The sequence below is a fragment of the Collinsella sp. TM04-29 genome, from assembly GCF_003466565.1.
GTDB lineage: Bacteria > Actinomycetota > Coriobacteriia > Coriobacteriales > Coriobacteriaceae > Collinsella.
On the sequence record NZ_QSPW01000003.1, the window covers coordinates 228,865 to 249,265 of the forward strand.

The following is a 20,401-nucleotide window of genomic DNA, read 5'->3' on the forward strand; positions in this document are numbered from 1 at the left end:
AATCGGCTCTATCTGTTACAGATCGAGACAGACAGCGGGCGTCGGGACGAACATCTCGATCTGTAACAGTACGACAACTTTTAACGGTCTACCTGTTACAGATCGAGACAAACTACCGTGGCGGGTCAAAACCACCACAAAGGCGCCTGTCCCTTTGTGGTGGCGGGTCGTTAGGGGAGGAGCTTCATCGCGGCGTCGTGGGCGGCGCGCTCGTAGGTGTCGTCGAGGGATTTGAGCGGCAGCAGGGCTGTGGCCTGCGCATCGCCGCGGCGATCGAGGGCATGGGCAATCAGCCAGTCAGCGAGCTCGGGGTTTTTAGGCAGTGCCGGCCCGTGCAGGTAGGTGCCGATGACGCCCTTGTAGATCAGACCCTCAAAACCGTCTTCACCGTTATTACCGGTGCCCGTGACGACGGACGTTCCGAGTGGCGTGGCGTCTGCGTCGAGCAGAGTGCGGCCGCCGTGGTTCTCGAATCCGACAAAGGGCTCGGGTGCCAGGTCGGTCTTGACGGCGACGTTGCCGATCAGGCGGTCGGAGCCGCGTACGGTTTCGGCGGCAATGACCCCCAGACCCTCGATGCGATCATCGCCCATATAGTACGAACGGCCGAGCAGCTGATAGCCGCCACAGATGGCAAGCAGCGAGCCGCCATCCTCAACATAGGCCGCGACCTTGTCTTTTTGAGCGAGCAGTTCATGTGCAACCGCCAACTGGTCGCGATCGGAGCCACCGCCCATCATAACGATGTCGGCGTCGGTCAGGTCGAGCGTCTCGCCCATGTGGACTTCGTCCACACACACGGGAATGCCGCGCCAGGCGCAGCGGCGTTCGAGCGCGATAACGTTGCCGCCGTCGGCGTAGAGGTTGAGCGCATCGGGATACAGGTAGACGATGCGCAACGGGCGCGAAAGCTCGACCGGCGCAATATCGGTGGGGACAGCGCTACCATCGGCGCGCGTTACGGCGTGGGAGACAATCGAGCTTGCATCGTCGTCTTTAAGCCCGTCGAGCTCCTTGACTAACGGCGGGAAGGCCGTGTAGTTGGCGACGGCGTAGAAGGTGTCATCGGCGGCCTCGTCTGCCACGGCGCCAATCGCCTGCGCGACGTCCGAGATAATCGCGGCATCGATGCCGGCGTACTTGAGGCGTACCTGCATGTCGTGCGCACGCGTGCCTCCGGCAAAGGCGACAAGACCCGGCGTGTCGGCGATGCGCTCGAAGTCGACATCGTAGATCCACGAGACATCGTGGCCGTCGGCATCGTTATCGTTCAGGAAGAAGGCGCAGAGCCTGCCACCTGCCGTTTTAATGGACTGGATCTGGCGATCGAAGCCCACGGGATTCTTGGCTAGGTTTGCCTCGACGGTGCGGCCGGCAATATCCCAGCGGCCCATGCGTCCGCCGGCAGGCACATAGGCATCGAGCGTAGGCTGTAGAAGCGCCGTGTTCACGCCCAACTCGTGTGTGGCAAAGAAGGCGGCGGCAACGTTATAGACCATGTACAGACCGTTGTAGCGCGTGGCGATATGCGTTGCGGGTGCGTCGGTATCGGGTCCAAAGACAAGGTCAAAGCCGTAGCCGTCGCAGCCGAGTTCCACGCCCGTCACGCGACGGACAAGCGCAGGGCGGGCCCAGCCGCACGAGGGGCAATGGTAGGCGCCGAGTTGACCATACTGTACGTAGTCGTACTCCAACGGGGCGTTGCACTGCGAGCAAAAGCGCGAGTCGCTAATGCGGTCGGACTCGGTGCCCGTGGCGCCATCGATGCCAAAGGCAATACTCGCGTTGGGAACGCGTGCGGCGATCGCGGCACACAGCGGGTCGTCTGCGTTGTAGATGAGCGTTGTTGCCGGAGAGAGCTCCAACGCATGGGCAATGACGTCTTGGGTATGGTCGATCTCGCCGTAGCGGTCTAGCTGGTCGCGGAACAGGTTGAGCAGCACGAAGTACGTCGGCTTGAGCTTGGGTAGGACGCGCACGGTGTAGAGCTCATCGCATTCAAAAACGCCCACGCGCTTGCCGCCGCCGGCTCGCTTGAGGCCGCTGCGCGCCTCGAGCAGTGCGCCCACCACGCCCGGCTCCATGTTGTTGCCGGCGCGGTTGCATACCACGGTGGCGCCGCTGGCGGCAACGGCGTCGGCGATGAGGTTGGAGGTGGTGGTCTTGCCATTAGTACCGGTGATCACCACGCTGCGGTCGACCAGGCTCGCGAGGTCGCTTAGCAGCTCGGGGTCGATCTTCATGGCGATGCGGCCGGGAAGCACGCCACCCTGGCGTTTGAGGACAGAGCGCAGTCCCCAGCGGGCGATATCGCTCGAGGTGCAGGCGAGAGATGAGCGGAGGTTCATGAAGCCGTTCCTAACATAGATGACATGGTCGGGGCGATCGCGTCGCTAAAAGCCGTAGCGGCGCGCAAATTCCTGGGCAAGCTGCGATACATCTTCGCAGGCGTTGGCCCAGGGGGCAAAGTCGGGGGTGTCCGAGATAATACCGTCGGCTTCCCAAACCGCCTGGTGCGAGAGGTCCCAGGGGTCGCGCGGCTCGGGTCGGCAGGGAAGATACGGCGTCTGGTACATGGGGTTCAGCAAGAAGAACGCGCCGCCCTCGCAACGGTTAGCGAACTCACGCAGCGCGCGCGTCGCCGGGCGCATCTTGTTCGTTTTGAACAGCAAGATCGTGCGGGCGAGCAGGTACCAAGGAGAGTTTTCGAGTGCGTCTGCCCCCATCTGCTCCTCGAGCTGGTGGGCCAGGGCAAAAAAGCCGTCCTGGTCTTCTAGGCGGGCGAGGGCGAGCAGCACGGTGCCGGCGGCCCGGGTAGGATAGCCTTCCGCCTTAAGAACGCGGCGAGCATAGTTGGCAGCGGCGCGGTAACGAGCGCTCGCCATGCACAGCTGCGAGATGGCCTCGAGTGTGTGAAGCCACCCGATAAGGGCCGGCTCGCTCACGGTAAGGTCCGCTGCGGTGACACCGTCGGCCAAAACATTATTGGCCCAGTAGTGCGGGGCCTCCATATCAAACCCGGGCACGCCCTGTTGCAAGTAGTCGGCCGTGCTCGTCTCGAGCTTCATCAGGTCGCCCAGGCAGGCGTCGACGGGCGTGTCCGCCAAAATGATGGCGAGCAGCTGGGCATCGACGGCCAGCGCATCGATGCGGACGATCTTGAGCAGCTCATCACGCATATCGTCGAACAGGCGGTTGCGCGTCTGCTCAAACTCCTCGTCGCTGCCCATGTCCTCGATGCGATGGAGCTCGTCGAGCAGGTGGCGATGAACACCGGCATAGGACAGCAGCGCCTGAGCATGCTCGGCCTGCGCATACTTTTGAGGATTCGCGCTAATGTCGTTATGGACAAGCTCGCGTGCTGCATCGGTGAGCTCGGGGTGCGACGCCAGATAGGTGCGCTCCAGGTAGGCGGGGATGTAGACGCTCGGATCCATTAGAGGTCCCCTCCCTTAAATGGAAGCCCCTGCTCGGCCGCGCGCAGGATGCGCTCGTCGATCTGGGAACGCACGATGTCGTTGGTGGCGATCCAGGCGGCAAAGCTGGCGTTGTCGGGGGCGCCCAGGCCCTCCTGCAGTACCGGCGTCGCCTCGGACAGCGCAAGGACAAGCTCGTCGGTGGAGCCTGCACCCACGTTGACGCGGGCATAGACGCCATCGGGAAACTCGGTTTGGAAGTAGAGCGCCTCGGCTGCGTGCGGACACGAGCGCGCAAGGATGCGCAAGTAGTGCTCGGCGCCCTCGTAGTCCAGCTCGCGCCAAGCAGCGCTCATCAGCGCGATGAGCGTCCATGGGTCCAAGTCACGCTCCGCATCTTTGGGGCGGCGGCGCAGCGGGGTATTCGCGAGGTACGGCACGGAGTGAGCGGAGCGAAAGCGCTTGAGCTCCTCAGCGGGGTATTCGAGCTTTGCCATGGCGAGCATTGCGGTGTGGCGGACGCCGGCAGGATCGTTGGGGGCAAAGTCGAGGCTGCGGTTTGCGGCTTCGAGCGACATGCGGTAGCGGCCGCTAATGAGCGCGCGCGATGCCAAGGCGGCAAGCCAGCGCAGGTAGGGACGGCGGGTCAGGTCGCCTGCAGCCTCGCGCTCGTAGGGGTCCTGCGCCGAGGCGATCTTGAGCGCCAGGTCGTGCTCGACTTCATCGCGCTTGGATACCAGGTACTGTACGTATTCCTCGTTGGAGTCGGCGGTGAGGGCCGTCAGCATGCGCTGGGCATCCAAGTTGGTCGGATCGAGCGCGGCGGCCTCGCGAAGCATGTTCTCGGCAGCGGCCTCTTCCTGCTCGGCTTGGGCATCGTCGGGGATAAAGGGAATGCGGTAGTCGACAGCCTCGACCACCTTGGCAATCAGATGTCCGGCGCGGTCGCGATCATGCACGATGAGCGGCGCGGGGTTGCGGGTGAATTGTTCCATCAGACGCTCTACGGCGGTGCCGTCGGTGAGCGGGATATTGTCGCGGCGCAAGGCCTCAAGAACGAGGCGATGGCAATCCTCTTGAATGGGATCGAATGCCATGGGGCCTCCTTTGCTGCGGTTAGGGTTCAAATGTCTCTATATAAGGTTCTAGTTTACCCGCATGTGGCACACCGGGGGTGTCGCACTTGGACTTGCACCTTTGCACCACGAAGACGGATGTCGCACAAATGTCGGCACCTTGGACGACCGAGTGGTATCACGGTGCCGCAAACGGTCGATTTTCGGCGGCGAACGGTGCGTATTTTGGAGGGGCACCGTCCTGCCCGGGATATGTGGTCAACCTTGATAAAACGTTTGCCCAGCTTGGGGGTATGGATGCTGCACAAGGGTCTTCAGGGATAGAAAAAACGTTTCATCATTGGTAACTTTGGATGAATAACTGACCAACCAGAACGGTAAAATAGTGTTTGTCTGAGCGTTGAGACGTTTAGACATCGCGCATTGTCATCGCCGGCAACGCGCAAACCGGTCCTAACGGAGCCAATTGGGTGCTCCGTTATATACGCAAGTCTAAGAGGGGCTTGTTTAGGAGGCACAGTATGGGACGTTTTACCAATCCTCGCGATCTGTACTTTGGTGAGGGCGCTCGCCACGAGGTGAAGAACCTCAAGGGCAAGAAGGCCATCATCGTTTCTGGCGGCAGCTCTATGCGCCGCGGCGGGTTCCTGCAGGACGTCGAGAACGACCTTAAGGAAGGCGGTTTCGAGGTCAAGCTGTTCGAGGGCGTCGAGTCCGACCCGTCCATCGAGACGGTCATGAAGGGCGCCGAGGCCATGCGCGAGTTCGAGCCCGACTGGATTATCGCCATCGGTGGCGGCTCGCCCATCGATGCCGCTAAGGCCATGTGGGTCTTCTACGAGTATCCCGAGGAGTCCTTCGATAACATCATCCAGCCGTTCAGCTTCCCGGAGCTGCGTCAGAAGGCTCATTTCTGCGCCATCTCCTCTACCTCCGGCACCGCTACCGAGGTCACCGCGTTCTCCGTCATTACCGACTACGCCAAGGGCATCAAGTACCCGCTGGCCGACTTCAACATCACCCCTGATGTCGCCATCGTCGACCCCGAGCTCACCTACACCATGCCCGCCAAGCTGTGCGCTCACACCGGCATGGATGCTCTGACCCACTGCATGGAGGCCTACGTTTCCACCTGCGCCTCTATGTTCACCGACGCCAACGCCCTGCACGGCATCCGCGAGATCGTCGAGTGGCTGCCCAAGTCCTATGCTGGCGACCATGAGGCCCGTCAGCACATGCACGAGGCTCAGTGCATCGCCGGTATCGCCTTCTCCTCGGGCCTGCTCGGCATCGTTCACTCCATGGCTCACAAGACCGGTGCTGCCTTCGAGAACGGCCACATCATCCACGGTGCTGCTAACGCTATGTACCTGGGCAAGGTCATCCAGTGGAACTCCAAGGATCCCCGTGCTGCCGAGCGTTACGCTTACGTGGCCAAGGAGATCCTGCACCTTCCCGGCGAGACCAACGAGGAGCTTATCGCTGCGCTCGTCCAGAAGATCCGCGACCTCAACGACCAGCTCAACATTCCGCAGTCCATCAAGGATTACGCGAATGGTGGCGTGAAGGTCGACGCCGAGAACCCGCAGATGGTTTCCGAGGAGGAGTTCCTCGCCAAGCTCCCCGAGATCGCCGCGAACGCCGAGCAGGACGCCTGCACGCCCGAGAACCCGCGTGAGACCAAGGCTGCCGACTTCGAGAAGATTCTCAAGGCCTGCTACTACGACACCGACATCGATTTCTAATCGACTCTTGTTATCGTAACGAGGGGCTCCGCACGTATCTGTACGGAGCCCCTTTCTTTTTTCTTTTAGAGAATGGGATAGTTATGGCTGCAATTTTCAATAGCCCCAGCAAGTACATCCAGGGTCCGGACGAGCTCGCCAAGCTCGGCTCCTATGTCGAGCCGCTCGGCGCTAAGGCCCTCGTCATCGTGACGCCTTCGGGCAAGAAGCGCGTCGGTGCCAAGATCGAGGGCGGTTTTGCCGAGGCTAAGGCCGAGCTGCTGTTTGAGGACTTTAACGGCGAGTGCTCCAAGGGCGAGGTCGATCGCCTGGTTGCGCTCGCTCGCGACAACGGTTGCGACATCATCGTCGGCGTCGGTGGCGGCAAGATCCTCGACACCGCGAAGGCCGTCGCCTATTACCTGGAGTCCCCGGTTATCATTTGCCCCACCATTGCTTCGACCGATGCCCCGTGTTCGGCACTTTCGGTGCTCTACACCGACGATGGCCAGTTCGATAAATATCTCTTCCTTAAGGCAAACCCCAACATTGTCCTGATGGATACGACGGTTATCGCGGCGAGCCCGGTGCGCCTGACGGTGGCAGGTATGGGCGATGCGCTCGCAACCTACTTTGAGGCCCAGGCGACGCATGATGCCGACGGTGGCACCTGCGCTGGCGGCAAGGGCGGCATGGCCGGTCTGGCGCTCGCCAAGCTCTGCTACGAGACGCTTATGGCCGATGGCGTCAAGGCCAAGGTCGCGCTGGAGAAGGGTGCGCTCACGCCTGCAGTCGAGCATATCATCGAGGCCAATACGCTGCTTTCGGGCATTGGCTTTGAGAGCTCGGGCCTTGCTGCTGCTCATGCCATCCACAATGGTCTGACGATGCTGCCCGAGTGCCACGGCATGTATCACGGCGAGAAGGTCGCCTTTGGCACCATCGTTCAGCTGGTACTCGAGGATGCTCCGACTGAGAAACTCGAGGAAGTCTTGGGCTTCTGCATTGAGCTGGGCCTGCCGGTCACGATGAAGGAACTTGGCGTTGCCGAGCTTACGCGCGAACAGGCCATGATTGTTGCCGAGGCCGCCTGCGCGCCCGATGACACCATGTGCAATATGCCGTTTGAGGTGACGCCCGAGATGGTCGCAAACGCCATCCTGGGTGCCGACGCGCTGGGACACTACTATCTCATGGATGAGTAAATCAAGCTAAGGAAGGGGCAAAGCCAGCAGACGGCTTTGCCCCTTTTTGCTATGGTGCAAACTAACCTGACCCCATCGCACCAAGTTGGTGCAAAGGGGTCAGGTTACTTTGCACCAATCGTTGTTTGATGAAGGGCGGATTCTCGTATGGCGCTTCCTATGGTTTACGGCGGTCCCGGCCGGTATGTTCAGGGGCCGGGCGAACTTTCGCGTCAGGGCAGGTATTTGTCATGGTTGGGCTGCGCTGCCTATGTCTTGTTTGACCAGGGCACCGAGGATCGGCTGTGCAGGCAGATCGTCGATGGATTTCTGGATGAAGATCTAAGCGAGCCGTTCTTTAAGATTTACAACGGTCCGTGTACGGAAGATGCCGTTGTCGAAATGGCCAAGGAAGCCCAGGCCGAGTATTGCGACATGGTGGTGGGCATTGGCGGCGGCAAGATGCTCGATATCGCAAAGGCCGTTGCGTTTTATGCTGAGCTGCCGTTGTGTGTATGCCCCACGGCGGCTTCGATGGACGGTCCGTGCAGCGCGATTTCGGTGCTGTATCACGAGGATGGGTCGTTCGATCGCTATCTGATGCTCGAGAAGAATCCGGACCTGGTCGTGGTCGATACCAACGTGGTCGCGGCGGCCCCACTGCGTATGACGGTCGCCGGTATGGGCGATGCGCTGGCAACGTACTTCGAGGCGCGTTCGTGCGCCGCGGCGAGAGGTGCGAACGAGCACGGTGGCGCGCCGGGGCACTTGGCACTGGTCGCGGCACGTGCCTGCTACGACACGCTTATGGAATGCGGCGTCGCTGCCAAGCGCGACATCAAGAAGGGTCGCATGTCACCAGCGGTTGAGCGCCTGATCGAGTGCAACATCCTGCTTTCGGGCGTTGGCTTTGAGAGCGGTGGCTTGGCGTTGGCGCATGCCATCGCCAACGGCCTGACGATTTTGCCCGAGTGCAAGGCTATGCACGGCGAGGCCGTGGCGTTTGGTCTGGTGGTCCAGCTTCGTCTGGAGCGTGCGCCCGAGCTTGAACAGGTGCTCGAGTTTTGTCAGCGCGTTGGTCTGCCGACGACGCTCGAGGAGCTGGGCCTTGGCGAGATTTCCGATGCCGACCTGATGAGCGTTGCGGATGCGGCCTTTAGAAACGAACGCAATATGGCCAACGAGCAGGCCAAGGTGACCAAGCAAAAGCTCGTCGAGCTCATGCGCGAGGCATAGTTTGGCGCTTGATCGACCTTGTGCAATCGGGGCGGCGATAGGCCATAGGCTATTTGCCGCAAAGGTGCTCCGCGTGTAATTTGCCCGAGGCACGGGCCGATAGCGTATCATTATCTCTTGCTTGTTTGCACTGCTCAGGGAGGGGCCGCGCATGGCGCAGGAACACGATCTGTTTGATGACATTATCGAGATCAGCAAGGGTTTCGACTTTCTTAAAAACCCGCTTGGCGGCGTGACCGATGCGCTCGATCCGTCGGCGCCGCAGTGGAATCCTGCCGACTACAAGGAGCGTCCGCGTGGCAACACCATTCCGTGTCTGACCTGCAAAAACGAAAAGAGCGGCTGCACCGCGTGCATGGACGTGTGCCCGGTCAACGCTATCGAGGTCGAGGAAGACGCCATCGAGATCCTCGACTCCTGTCGCAAGTGCGGCCTGTGCGCCGCTGCCTGTCCGACCGAGGCGATCATCTCGCCGCGCCTGGCGCCCAAAAACCTGTATGACGACATCGTCTCTGCTGCTACGAGCCACGAGACCGCCTACGTCACTTGCACGCGCGCCCTTAAGCGCATGCCGCGCGAAAACGAGGTCGTCGTCGCCTGCGTGGGCGATATTACGGCCGAGACCTGGTTCTCGGTGCTGGCGGACTATCCCAACGTGAGCGTGTACCTGCCGTTGGGCGTGTGCGATAAGTGCCGCAACACCGGTGGCGAGGATATTCTGGGCGAGGCCATCGCCACCGCCGAGGAGTGGGCCGGTACGGGCATGGGCCTGGAGGTCGACCCCAAGAGCCTCAAATGTCATAAGCGCCGCGAGTACGAGCGCAAGGAGTACATGGATAAGATTGCCCGCGCCACGGGCCTTACCGTGACCAAGCTCAACCCGGCAACGGCGGCGCTGGCCTCGGTGACGCAGAAGCTCAAAGCCCACCGCCACCAGATTACCCAGCTGGAGCGCACGCTCAATACCATGTGCGGCGCCACGACGGCAAAACGTCGCCGTACGCTTACGCACGGGCGCCAGCTGGTACTCTCGACGTTGCAAAACCACCCCGAGCTTGCCCAGAACATGCAGGTGAGCACGCCGGAATGCGATTTTGACAAGTGCACGTCGTGTGGCGAATGCGTCAACGTGTGCCCCACGTTTGCCTGCGATTTGGTGGGAAGCGGCCGCTTTGCACTGGAGTCCACGTATTGCCTAGGCTGCGGAGCCTGCGTCAAGGTGTGCCCCGAGCATGCGCTTAAGTTGGTTGAACATGATGCATCCAACCTAGTCGTCGTCGATCCCGAGGCCGAGGAAAAGGCCGCCCAGAAGGCTAGGGCCCACGAAGAAGCCCAGAAGGTCAAGGCTGAGGCGAAGGCCAAGCTCGACAAGATGCTCGATCAGGTGGAGAAGCTCGCGGACTAGTCAGCGACCCCTATCTCTGCTTCATTCGTGCCGCCGTGGCGTCCGGGTTAGCCCAGATGCTGCGGCGGCGCTATACTTATGCAGTTTGAAATGCTTGTACCAAAAGGAGCTGTCGTGTCCCTTTCCATCGGTATCGTGGGCCTGCCCAACGTGGGCAAGTCGACGCTGTTCACCGCGCTTACCAAAAAGACCGGCCTTGCCGCCAACTATCCGTTCGCCACGATCGACCCCAACGTGGGTATCGTCGACGTGCCCGATAGCCGCCTGCAAAAGCTTGCCGACATCGTTAACCCGGGTCGCATCGTGCCGGCGACGGTCGAGTTCGTCGACATCGCAGGTCTGGTGAAGGGCGCCAACGAGGGCGAGGGCTTGGGCAACCAGTTCCTGGCCAACATTCGCGAGACCGACGCCATCTGCGAGGTCGTGCGCTACTTTAAGGACCCCAACGTCATGCGTGAGGTGGGCCGCACGGGCGAGTTCGTCGATCCCGCCGGTGACGCCGATACCATCATGACCGAGCTCATCCTGGCCGACATGGGCACGCTCGAGAAGCAGCTGCCCAAGCTCGAGAAGGAGGCCAAGCGCGACAAGGAGCTCATGCCCAAGTTCGAGGTCGCCAAGCGTCTGCTTGCCTGGCTCAACGAGGGCAAGCGCGCCGCGTCCATGGAGATGACCGACGAGGAGCGCGCCGCTGCCAAGGGCCTGTTCCTGCTCACCATGAAGCCCATCCTGTATGTGGCCAACGTGGACGAGGATATGCTCAACGACGATCTGGCGCCCATCGATGGTGTTAAGCCGCTGCCCATCTGCGCCAAGATCGAGGCCGAGCTTTCCGAGCTCGATCCCGAGGACGCCGCCGACTACCTGGAGAGCTTGGGCTTGGAGCAGCCCGGCCTGGACGTGCTCGCACAGGCGGCCTATAAGCTGCTTGGCCTGCAGTCGTTCTTTACGGCCGGCGAGATGGAGGTCAAGGCCTGGACGGTTCGTCAGGGCGCGACCGCCCCGCAGGCCGCCGGCGTCATCCACACCGACTTTGAGCGCGGCTTTATTAAGGCCGAGGTCATTGGCTATGACGACTACATCGAGCTCGGCGGTGAGCAGGGCGCCAAGGCCGCCGGCAAGCTGCGTATTGAGGGCAAGGACTATGTCATGGCCGATGGCGACGTCGTGCACTTCCGCTTTAACGTGTAAGGACGACGCGCATGTTTAAATATGGTAAAAAAGCCGGCTACATGGGTATTGCACTGCTCGTACTTGCGGTGATTCCGCTGGTGGTCGCAGCGTGTGTTATCCCCAACATTGGTCCCGAGGTGGCAACAAAGTTTAATGCCGCCGGCGAGGTGACGCGCTGGGGCAAGAGTTACGAGTTGCTGGCACTGCCGGTGCTCAACCTGCTGCTGAGCGTGGCGACGTACTTTACGGCAGGACGCCAGGCTAAAAACAATGATGACTCCGCCGCCATGGCGCGCATCGTGTGCGAGCGCTACCTGCGTAACGGTTGCATCACGGGTGTGTTCCTCAACGTGGTCAACGTTTACTTTATGTACTCGGCGATTACCGGAACGGGCTTTGGCTTTGGTTTCTAGCTTGTCCTTTTAGGCAACGAGCCTGCACGCATATTCAAGGGCTGCTGCGAGGCCGCCGCTCGATCGTGGTTTAAAGACCATGTCGGCGGCGGCCTCGTTTTCGTATCCGGCGCCGCGAAGGGCGAGTGCGATACCGGCTTCCAGGAGAAGGGGCAGACCACGTTGGCTGGTTGCGATTACGGCAGCCTGATTGAGCGAGCAGCTGTGCGCTTGGCATTGGATGGCAAGTTCACCTTGCGCCGGGCAAGGGACCAGAACGGCGGCGACGCGACTTGATAGCAATGCAAATGCTGTGCGCTCATCGGGCGAAAGGCAATCAGCTTCAACGACGACGAGCTTGGGCGGTGCGCTGTTTGTGCGAAGCATGGCTCGGTACATGCGGACCGAAGAACCCGACATAGAAAACTCCTGTGTATTCGTTTAAACGTAAACTATAGTTTACGTTTTTGTTCAGCTCCATTTCAAACTCGGCTGCATGGACGAACGTGCGAAACAGATTCTTGGCAAGCGAGTCGAGCAGACGCGCAGGGACCTTGGTATCTCCAAGGTCGATTTTTGTGTGGCGACAGGAATCAGCCGACCCTACCTCGACCGAATCGAAGATGGGACGGCAAATTTCACGCTCAAGGTTCTATTTAAGATCGCGCCCGCACTCGGCATGACGGTGTCAGAGCTTCTCGAGGGTATCGAATAGGGGATACCCGTCGACAACTGAATTACGCCAACGGGATGCGGTCGTGGTTGACTTGGCTGTAGAACAGGCGCTGGATCTCGGCGGCATCGCGTGACTGGCCGAGTGCCCACATGGTCTTGGCCACGAGCGTCTCGGTGGTCATGTCGTCGCCGCGCAGAATGCCCGGATGATCGGCGTAAGCACGGCCGACCTCATAAACGCCCAGGTCGAGGCCCTCTTCGGGGACCTGTGTGGTCATAACGACGGTGCGGCCCGAATCGACCCAGCGGAAAATTGCCTCTTGGAACGACTCGCCCGACTCGCCAAACTCGGGAATACCGCCAATGCCAAAGGTCTCAAGGATTACAGCATCGTAGCTGTCGGCAAGGGCGTCCAGGATACCCGGGTTCACGCCAGGCGTTAGCTTAAGGACAAATACGCGCGGGTCGATGCTGTCGTAGAAACGCACCGGGTTTTCGCCCTGATGCGTGCCGTGAAGCCCGTTGCGCACGATGCGGTCGTTGCGGATATAGGCGATAGGCGGATAGTTGACGCTAATGAACGCGTTAAAGCTCATGGTGCGCTGTTTGCGGGCGCGCGTGCCGGCAATGGCTACGCCGCCAAACACGATCGAGACGTCGTGCGAGTGCTCGTCGAGCGCATAAAGCAGGCTCTGGTACAGGTTGAGCTTGGCGTCGGTAAAGGGATTGCCCATGGGCTTTTGCGAGCCGGTGAGCACGATGGGCTTGGGGCTGTCCTGAATCAGGTAGGAAAGCGCTGCCGCGGTGTAGCTCATGGTGTCGGTGCCGTGCAGAATCACGAAGCCGTCGTGGTCGGCATAGCCTTCAACGATGACGTTACGGATGCGCATCCAGTCACTGGGGCGCATATTGGTGCTGTCGATGTTCATGGGCTGCACGACGTCGAGCTCGCAGAGGCCCGAGATCTCGGGGACGCTCTGGGCGAGCTCCTCACCGGTCAGGGCGGGGGAGAGGCCGTTGCCGTCCTCGGTCGATGCGATGGTGCCGCCCGTGGCGATGAGAAGGATGCGCTTCATGCTGGTATTCCTATCGGTTTTGTCGCCGCAAGGGCGGAGTCGTTCGGCAGTATTGTGGCACAGGGCGTCCAATGTTCAAACGTAATACATCATCTGTAATGTTTAGTAATACTTCAATTGCCGTCAAATAAGGGCCCAGGTCGTGCGTTTGCCGTGCGCTGATGGCCGCGAGGGACGAGAAACCCCATATAACGTGTACACTATGGAAGTTATTTTCGTTCATTCACGCGGGTGGGCACCGGCTCCCCGCCAACAAGAGGGGGAAACCATGGATCAAAAGGCTTCCGCAAAGGTCCTCGTACTCGACTTTGGTGCGCAGTACGGTCAGCTCATTGCCCGTCGCGTCCGCGACCTCAACGTGTATTCCGAGATCGTTCCCTGCGACATCTCGGCCGATGAGATTCGCGAGATGAACGCCTCTGCGCTCATCCTTTCTGGCGGCCCGGCCTCCGTGTACGCCGAGGACGCTCCGTCCATCGATCCCGCCATCTTTGACCTTGGCCTTCCCGTCCTGGGCTTTTGCTACGGCCATCAGATCACGGCCGTGACGCTCGGCGGCAAGGTCGGCCACTCCGAGGTGGGCGAGTACGGCCGCGCCACCATCACGCGCACGGCTGGCGCCAAGCTCTTTAACTCCACGCCCATGGAGCAGACCGTGTGGATGAGCCACCGCGACGCCGTGTCCGAGGTGCCCGAGGGCTTTACCGTTACCGCCAGCACCGACGTATGCCCGGTTGCCGCCATGGAGTGCGTCGAGCGCAAGATCTTCACCACGCAGTTCCACCCCGAGGTCAAGCACTCCGAGTACGGTCAGCAGCTGCTAAGCAACTTCCTGTTTGAGATCTGCGGCCTGGAGCCCAACTGGAGCATGGACAACCTGGTCGAGACCATGACGGCTGAGTTCCGCGAGAAGGTCGGCGACGACCGCGTGATTCTGGCCCTGTCCGGTGGCGTCGACTCCTCCGTCGTGGCTGCGCTGGGCGCCCGCGCCGTGGGCAAGCAGATGACCTGCGTGTTCATCAACCACGGTCTGCTGCGCAAGGGTGAGCCCGAGCAGGTGGAGGAGGTCTTCACCAAGCAGTTTGACGTCGACTTTATCCACGTCCACGCCGAGGACCGTTATGCCGAGCTTCTGGCCGGCGTGACCGAGCCCGAGGAGAAGCGCCGCATCATCGGCACGCAGTTCTGGAAAGAGTTCTTCGCCGTGGCGCAGCAGCTCGAGTGCGACGGCAAGCCGGTCAAGTACCTGGCTCAGGGCACCATCTACCCCGACATCATCGAGTCCGGCGCTCGCAAGACAGGCGGCAAGACGGCCACCATCAAGAGCCATCACAACCTGATCCCGTTCCCCGAGGGTGTACACTTCGACCTCATTGAGCCGCTTGATCACTTCTTTAAGGACGAGGTCCGCGCGCTTGGTCTGGCGCTGGGCCTGCCGGGTCACATCGTGTTCCGCCAGCCTTTCCCGGGCCCGGGTCTGGCCATCCGCATCATCGGTGCGGTCGACAAGGAGAAGCTCGAGATCCTCAAGAATGCCGACGCTATCGTGCGCGAGGAGCTCGACGCCTACAACCAGCGCCTGTTTGAGCAGACCGGCGAGCGCAACTCCGAGCACAGCTGCTGGCAGTACTTTGCGGTCCTGCCCGACATCAAGTCCGTCGGCGTTATGGGTGACGAGCGCACTTACCAGCGCCCGATCATCTTGCGTGCCGTCGAGTCCAGCGATGCCATGACCGCCGACTGGGCCAAGCTGCCCTACGACGTCCTGGCTCGCATCTCCGGCCGCATCGTTGCCGAGGTCCCTGGCGCCAACCGCGTCTGCTACGACATTACGTCCAAGCCGCCCGCGACCATCGAGTGGGAATAGAACATACGTTCGATAAAATAATATAGTATCAGATAGCGGGCACGGTTTCAATTGAATCCGTGCCCGCTGCTGTATGCGTGTCCTTGCACGCCCAATATGCGCCGTAAAAGCCGTCTTCTTCGACGTCAAAGTGAATGCGCTTCGTTTTCGCCTCTCAAAATCTTATTTTCACGATTTGCATTTTCATCCCGTTGTCACCGACCCTTGCGAGAAACCGGAAAAAGCAGCTGACAGAAGAGTCTCTCAAATCGTTGTAGCCCAGCATATAGCCGCGACTTGTGACCTGCAGACGGCTGTCCCACGTGCCGATTTCCTTGGCGGCATCCGAAACCGCAAAATATGCCCCCACATCCTTGATTTTTGCAGTCTTAAGCCATGTTTTTGCGATCATCTTTACCGCCGTCCGATTGGCAGCATCAAAGACCAGCACACTGCCGGGGAAAGCGTCCGCCATCCCCCGCACCAGTTCCCGGACCTGCTGGGTCAGAAAGTAATAGAACACCCAGGAGGCAAAGAACACCGCCCCGCGGGAGGCATCGATTTTGCTAAACCATGCGGTGTCTTTCAGGTCGCAGGGGATATTTTGTTCTCGATCCCCGGCGGGCAGTAGCTGCTGCCGCAAGGCAATCACATCCGGGAAGTCCAGATTGTAGATCTTGCATCTACCGTTGTCGCAGGTTCTGCCGGTGTTGTCCAGCCCGCAGCCCAGATTGACCACCGCCGCATTGGGGTGGCCTTTCAGGTAATCCCGCACCTCGAAAGCAAGATCACTCTGCCGTGTGGCCACCTCCAGCGCACCAAAGCGCTGCATCAGGTTGCGGGAGTTTTTCTCTGCCTCTGAAAAGTCGTAGTCGATCTGGTCGAGCAGACGAACCGCTGTTTCATCCCTGTAAAGGTTCGGGTACAACTCCGTACACAGCTTCCGGGAATACAGCGGGAGGATCAGCGTCTCCTGCACGGTGTTTTTCTCAATTTTACATTTCATAGGTTTCTTCCTCAGTGAATAAAAACTGTCATAATTGCCGCCAGCATAGCCGCTATGACCGTCATGCCTATCGCCATGTGCAGGATGGATGCAAAAATGCCCGTGCTTGATACCCCTACTTCCGCGCCGTGACGCAGAGCCACTTTTTCTTTTTGTGTATCTGCACCTCGTGAAAACCCGCCTGCTCCAGACATGCCTTTAATTCAATGTCCTTGTAGATGGTCATGCCGCCGATGATCTGCGTCCACCTCTCGTCCTTGTCCGTATCGCCATTGCTCTCGTTGCAGATAAGAATTGTCCCGCCTGGCTTCAGCGTCCGCCAGACCTCACGGAAGCATCGGGGCAAATCAGGCCAAAAATAGACGGTCTCAAAGGCCGTGGCGGCATCGAAGTAGCTATCCTCAAACACCATATCCGCCACACTGCCTTGCAGAACGGCGCAACGCCCCTCCTGAATTGCAATTCGGTTGAGCTTTCTAGTCTTCTCCACGCTGACGGGCGAATAGTCGACGCCCTTGACGACGCCATGCGGGCATTTTTTCAGCAGCCGTTTTATGTTCGCCCCGCCGCCGCAGCCGCAATCCAGCACCTTGGCATTTGGCGCAAGTCGTAGAAATCGAAGTCCCCACCGCGCCACAGGGCTGTGGCCCAGATTCATCATGGCAACCATAAGTTTTCCGCCGAGGCCCACGGGCTTGCGGGTGTTTTCAAAGAACGACATCTGGCCCCTCCGATTTCGTGCATTCCGCATAGGTCAATGGGAACGAGGCCTTCAGCACCGCGCTTTTCTGCACCGCCCAGCCGTTTTGACGCAGGAAACGCAGGTATTCCTCGCTTGTCCACCTGCTGTGGAGGGGGAATCCCGCCATACTCATGAAAAAGGCTTTTGCCTTGCCGGAAACCGAGTTCCCCGCGTGGGTGAAGGTTGGCGCGATGAGCACGCCGTCGTCCTTCAGTACCCGCCTGATTTCTTGCAGTGCCTTTTCCGGATGCGGCACTATGTGAAGCGCGTTGGACGCGATCACCACTTCGAAGGACTTCTGTGCATAGGGCAGGCGGAACATATCTTGTACGGAAAAGTGCAGCTTTGCGGATTGATTGTCCCGCTTTGCTTCAAGGATCATCTGTGCAGAAGCGTCCGTAGCCTCGATGTGCACCGCCGCATCCACGATGCTCTTTGCGATAAGCCCCGTGCCGGTGGCAACCTCCAGTACGGTTTTTGCTTTCACCACCGGCCTGATCAGCTCATACATCTTCTCATACGCCGCCCGGTCCTTTCGCATGAAACGGTCGTACCGACCGACATTCTTGTCCCAGAAGCCCTTGCGTTCGTGCATGGCTATCGCCCCCCAAACAGTTAGAGCAATCTAACTATAACACACGAATCATGCAGTAAGATAAGGCTAACCTTATTTCTTGGCCAAGACGCATCTCTTCGGTTTTGCTTATAACGGTGTGAGTCAGATACTAAGCTGGAGCTGAAGAAGGCGCTTGGCGGACAGGTAGGTCGATACCGGTTCCCGGAACGGTGATCCAGCCAATTACACCAGGGCTCTAGTCATGCAGGTAAACCCAATCCATGACGGGAAATAGGTCCTTTTCTCTAGCTCGACGTCTTTCGGAGCTTGACGATTTGGACTGATGGAGGTGAGAAGTCCCTCACTGCGCCAATACCAGAAGATTGCGCTATAGACATCTCTCCGACCCTTTGAATCACCCCTTTTCACGCCACCCGCTACGAACCCCGGCGGAAACTAGGGAGTGATTAAAAAGGCGACCTGCGGTTTTGCGAATCAATTGAGTCATTCACAAAATCGCGAATTAAGGGCCTGATTCGCCCAAATTGCGCACGAATTGGCCCTTAGGCGGTACGACGCGACACGCATCGACAACACTCGGACTGGATTAGTCACTGAGCGGGAATAGCGGGAACTGGCTTTTGAACTCGCGTTTTGATACCGTCGAGTACCGCCTGATGCTGTTTCGGCGCCGCCATAGAGTAAAGCCACCAGCGAAATAACGGGAATAAAAGCCTCCGGACCCTCTGGTTCGGAGGCTATCTTTTTGCATATCTGCCTAAAACGACTCCTTGCCAAAGCCCCTTGAGCATCGGGCGGCATTATTGAGTGTGGGCGTTATCGTAGGTATCTTTGATTTCTTCTGGCAAATTGTCGGGAATCAGCGCCTTCACTCTATCCTCGTTGCCATCTTGGATTGCCTGCTCGTAGTACCAGCATTTGAACTTCAGCATGTCGAGCGCGCGGTTCATGTTCACGATCTCCGACTCCATGTGGGCCTTGCGCTCCTCGAACATGGCCTTGCGTTTGGGGTATGTTGAGGGACCCTCTGCACACCATTCCATGAACAGCCGGATGTCCTTGATCTCCATTCCAGCCTTCTTTAGGCATTCGATGACCCGAAGCGCTTCGAGTTCCGTATCGCTGAATCGGCGAATGCCGGATGCTCGCTCCAGCCCCGGGAACAATCCCTGCTTGTCGTAATATCGCAGCGTTGAAGCGGGCAAACCGAACATTTCCGCCACCTGTCCGATTGTGTACATGGCTCCTCCGAAACAATGTCGAATTCATTCCTTGACCTAAAGTCAGGTTTAGGTATTACCTTCATTCTCGTCAATGTAAATCGGGAGCGCAAGGGGTATTCCGTAATGGACAAAACGGTTTTGATAGTTTCTTCAAGTCCACGAAAGAATGGCAATTCCGAGACGCTGGCGGAGGCTTTCGCCAACGGCGCGCGGGAGGCAGGTCACAGCGTTGAGACCGTGCGTCTGCGCGAGAAGCAAATGGGCTTCTGCAGGGGCTGCCTTGCCTGCTTAAAGTTGGGGCGTTGCGTCATCCAAGACGATGCCGTGGAAATTGCCGCCAAAATGCACGATGCGGATGTGCTGGTGTTTGCAACGCCCGTCTACTACTACAGCGTCTGCGGCCAGCTCAAAACCATGCTGGACCGCGCTAACCCGCTTTTTGGCTCCGATTATGCATTCACCGAGGCATATCTGTTGGCGACGGCGGCGGAGAACGGGCGCTCGACCTTCGACGGGGCGAAAAAGGCGATGCAGGGATGGGTTGACTGTTTCTCCCGCTGCACGCTCGCTGGAACGGTTTTCGCCGGCGGCGTGAACGGCGTGGGCGAAATCGCCGGGCATCCCGCTCTGGAGCAGGCGCGGCGAATGGGCATGGGAATCTAGCCGGGCTGTTTGGCCGCGCGGAAACAGATTTGTGCCAAAACTATCGACAGGAGGAAATCGATCATGGCAGTTAAACAGACGGCAGGCAGAGACGCCCTGGGGGAGTTCGCTCCCAAATTCGCACAGCTCAACGACGACGTGCTGTTCGGCGAGGTGTGGAGCCGGGAGGGTGAACTCTCCCTGCGCGACCGCAGTGTGGTGACGGTGGTGGCCCTAATGGCGCAGGGGCTGACGGACTCTTCGTTCAAATATCACCTGACGTCCGCAAAGAACAACGGCGTGACCAAGGCGGAGATAGCGGAGATCCTTACGCATGCGGCGTTTTATGCGGGATGGCCCAAGGCGTGGGCGGCCTTTCGTATGGCGAAGGAGGCCTGGGCGGATGACGATGCCACCGACGCAAAGGCCGAGCACCAAAACGAGATGGTTTTCCCTATCGGTGCCCCCAATGACGCCTTCGCGAAGTTCTTTATCGGTCAAAGCTACCTCGCGCCCCTTTCCACCGAGCAGGTCGGCGTCTTCAACGTGACGTTTGAGCCTGGCTGCCGCAACAACTGGCATATCCATCACGCCAAAAGCGGTGGCGGACAGATCCTCGTCTGCGTGGCTGGTCGAGGGTTTTACCAGGAGTGGGGCAAGCCGGCACAGGAACTGCGCCCCGGCGACGTGGTCAACATCGCCCCGGGGGTGAAGCACTGGCACGGCGCTGCGCCCGACAGCTGGTTCTCGCATCTGGCGCTGGAGGTTCCGGGCGAGGATGCCTCCAACGAGTGGCTGGAGCCTGTGGACGACGAGGATTATCTCAAAGCGACTGACAAGGAGGCTTAAATACCTTCGCCGTCCGCGCCGCCGAGAGCAGCGTGCCCAAATCGGCCTGGATCGCCCCTGCCTTGCTTCCAAGCTGCAGCGGAGCCGAGCCGCCCGAGATGTTTACGCTCAAAAGGTACGCATCCGGCAGCTTCGCGGTCATGCTCCAGAACGGGAGCG

The 20,401-nt window shown here is 59.7% G+C and carries 20 protein-coding genes; 10 read left to right on the forward strand and 10 right to left on the reverse strand.

The features are described 5' to 3' along the window. Positions 1 to 170 precede the first annotated feature (170 nt). From DXD39_RS10250 to DXD39_RS07775, 3 genes are read right to left on the reverse strand one after another with little or no spacing between them, the layout of a single operon-like run. Entirely contained in the window at positions 171 to 2,348 is a 2,178-nt protein-coding gene (locus DXD39_RS10250) for a MurT ligase domain-containing protein (protein ID WP_199572154.1), read from the reverse strand. A 45-nt stretch (positions 2,349 to 2,393) separates the two neighbouring features. Then, positions 2,394 to 3,437, reverse strand: coding sequence for a hypothetical protein (locus DXD39_RS07770; protein WP_117803693.1), 1,044 nt, complete (start codon positions 3,435 to 3,437; stop codon positions 2,394 to 2,396). Continuing rightward, entirely contained in the window at positions 3,437 to 4,513 is a 1,077-nt protein-coding gene (locus DXD39_RS07775) for a hypothetical protein (RefSeq protein WP_117803694.1), read from the reverse strand. The genes DXD39_RS07770 and DXD39_RS07775 overlap by 1 nt, the downstream gene beginning before the upstream one ends. Positions 4,514 to 5,013: 500 nt before the next feature. Between DXD39_RS07775 and DXD39_RS07780 the strand changes: the two genes are divergently transcribed. From DXD39_RS07780 to DXD39_RS07805, 6 genes are all read left to right on the forward strand, one after another. Next, a complete protein-coding gene (locus DXD39_RS07780; RefSeq protein WP_006234677.1) occupies positions 5,014 to 6,237 on the forward strand; it encodes an iron-containing alcohol dehydrogenase in 1,224 nt (407 codons plus the stop codon). Between the two features lie 83 nt (positions 6,238 to 6,320). Beyond that, positions 6,321 to 7,421 (forward strand): glycerol dehydrogenase, encoded by a 1,101-nt coding sequence (locus DXD39_RS07785; protein ID WP_117636942.1) that lies wholly within the window; start codon positions 6,321 to 6,323, stop codon positions 7,419 to 7,421. A 147-nt stretch (positions 7,422 to 7,568) separates the two neighbouring features. Next, positions 7,569 to 8,636, forward strand: a complete 1,068-nt coding sequence (locus DXD39_RS07790; RefSeq protein WP_117803695.1) for a glycerol dehydrogenase — start codon at positions 7,569 to 7,571, stop codon at positions 8,634 to 8,636. A gap of 151 nt (positions 8,637 to 8,787) precedes the next feature. Then, entirely contained in the window at positions 8,788 to 10,041 is a 1,254-nt protein-coding gene (locus tag DXD39_RS07795; RefSeq protein WP_117803696.1) for a 4Fe-4S binding protein, read from the forward strand. A gap of 114 nt (positions 10,042 to 10,155) precedes the next feature. Beyond that, positions 10,156 to 11,232, forward strand: coding sequence for a redox-regulated ATPase YchF (ychF, locus tag DXD39_RS07800; protein WP_035136922.1), 1,077 nt, complete (start codon positions 10,156 to 10,158; stop codon positions 11,230 to 11,232). Between the two features lie 11 nt (positions 11,233 to 11,243). Continuing rightward, complete coding sequence (locus DXD39_RS07805; protein WP_117803697.1) at positions 11,244 to 11,627, forward strand: DUF1648 domain-containing protein; 384 nt, start codon at positions 11,244 to 11,246, stop codon at positions 11,625 to 11,627. Positions 11,628 to 11,636: 9 nt separating this feature from the next. On the opposite strand, the gene DXD39_RS07810 is transcribed toward DXD39_RS07805, so the two are convergent. After that, complete coding sequence (locus DXD39_RS07810) at positions 11,637 to 12,026, reverse strand: hypothetical protein (RefSeq protein ID WP_117803698.1); 390 nt, start codon at positions 12,024 to 12,026, stop codon at positions 11,637 to 11,639. Positions 12,027 to 12,102: 76 nt separating this feature from the next. Here DXD39_RS07810 and DXD39_RS07815 point away from each other — a divergent pair, with 76 nt between their 5' ends. Further along, entirely contained in the window at positions 12,103 to 12,321 is a 219-nt protein-coding gene (locus DXD39_RS07815; protein WP_055251052.1) for a helix-turn-helix domain-containing protein, read from the forward strand. A 22-nt stretch (positions 12,322 to 12,343) separates the two neighbouring features. Here DXD39_RS07815 and DXD39_RS07820 read toward each other — a convergent pair whose 3' ends face one another. Continuing rightward, positions 12,344 to 13,357: an asparaginase gene (locus DXD39_RS07820; RefSeq protein ID WP_117803699.1), complete on the reverse strand. Its 1,014-nt coding sequence runs from the start codon at positions 13,355 to 13,357 to the stop codon at positions 12,344 to 12,346. A 268-nt stretch (positions 13,358 to 13,625) separates the two neighbouring features. Here DXD39_RS07820 and guaA point away from each other — a divergent pair, with 268 nt between their 5' ends. Next, positions 13,626 to 15,224, forward strand: a complete 1,599-nt coding sequence (gene guaA / locus DXD39_RS07825) for a glutamine-hydrolyzing GMP synthase (RefSeq protein WP_117583320.1) — start codon at positions 13,626 to 13,628, stop codon at positions 15,222 to 15,224. A gap of 154 nt (positions 15,225 to 15,378) precedes the next feature. Here guaA and DXD39_RS07830 read toward each other — a convergent pair whose 3' ends face one another. The 4 genes from DXD39_RS07830 to DXD39_RS07845 all read right to left on the reverse strand — a co-directional run bounded on the left by DXD39_RS07830 (position 15,379) and on the right by DXD39_RS07845 (position 18,769). Further along, a complete protein-coding gene (locus DXD39_RS07830) occupies positions 15,379 to 16,209 on the reverse strand; it encodes a class I SAM-dependent methyltransferase (RefSeq protein WP_117803700.1) in 831 nt (276 codons plus the stop codon). A 115-nt stretch (positions 16,210 to 16,324) separates the two neighbouring features. After that, complete coding sequence (locus DXD39_RS07835; RefSeq protein WP_055251058.1) at positions 16,325 to 16,930, reverse strand: class I SAM-dependent methyltransferase; 606 nt, start codon at positions 16,928 to 16,930, stop codon at positions 16,325 to 16,327. Then, entirely contained in the window at positions 16,917 to 17,546 is a 630-nt protein-coding gene (locus tag DXD39_RS07840) for a class I SAM-dependent methyltransferase (protein WP_117803701.1), read from the reverse strand. Before DXD39_RS07840 ends, DXD39_RS07835 begins: the two co-directional genes overlap by 14 nt. A 782-nt stretch (positions 17,547 to 18,328) precedes the next feature. Continuing rightward, positions 18,329 to 18,769, reverse strand: a complete 441-nt coding sequence (locus DXD39_RS07845; RefSeq protein WP_055251062.1) for a MerR family transcriptional regulator — start codon at positions 18,767 to 18,769, stop codon at positions 18,329 to 18,331. Positions 18,770 to 18,784: 15 nt separating this feature from the next. Here DXD39_RS07845 and DXD39_RS07850 point away from each other — a divergent pair, with 15 nt between their 5' ends. Next, entirely contained in the window at positions 18,785 to 19,414 is a 630-nt protein-coding gene (locus tag DXD39_RS07850; RefSeq protein ID WP_199576485.1) for a flavodoxin family protein, read from the forward strand. A 63-nt stretch (positions 19,415 to 19,477) separates the two neighbouring features. Next, entirely contained in the window at positions 19,478 to 20,242 is a 765-nt protein-coding gene (locus DXD39_RS07855) for a carboxymuconolactone decarboxylase family protein (protein WP_117803703.1), read from the forward strand. Here the strand turns inward: DXD39_RS07855 and DXD39_RS10335 are convergent. Then, positions 20,217 to 20,401 (reverse strand): hypothetical protein (locus tag DXD39_RS10335; RefSeq protein WP_233541145.1); only part of this gene is annotated, 185 nt, incomplete at its 5' end. The two genes, DXD39_RS07855 and DXD39_RS10335, sit on opposite strands and share 26 nt — an antisense overlap.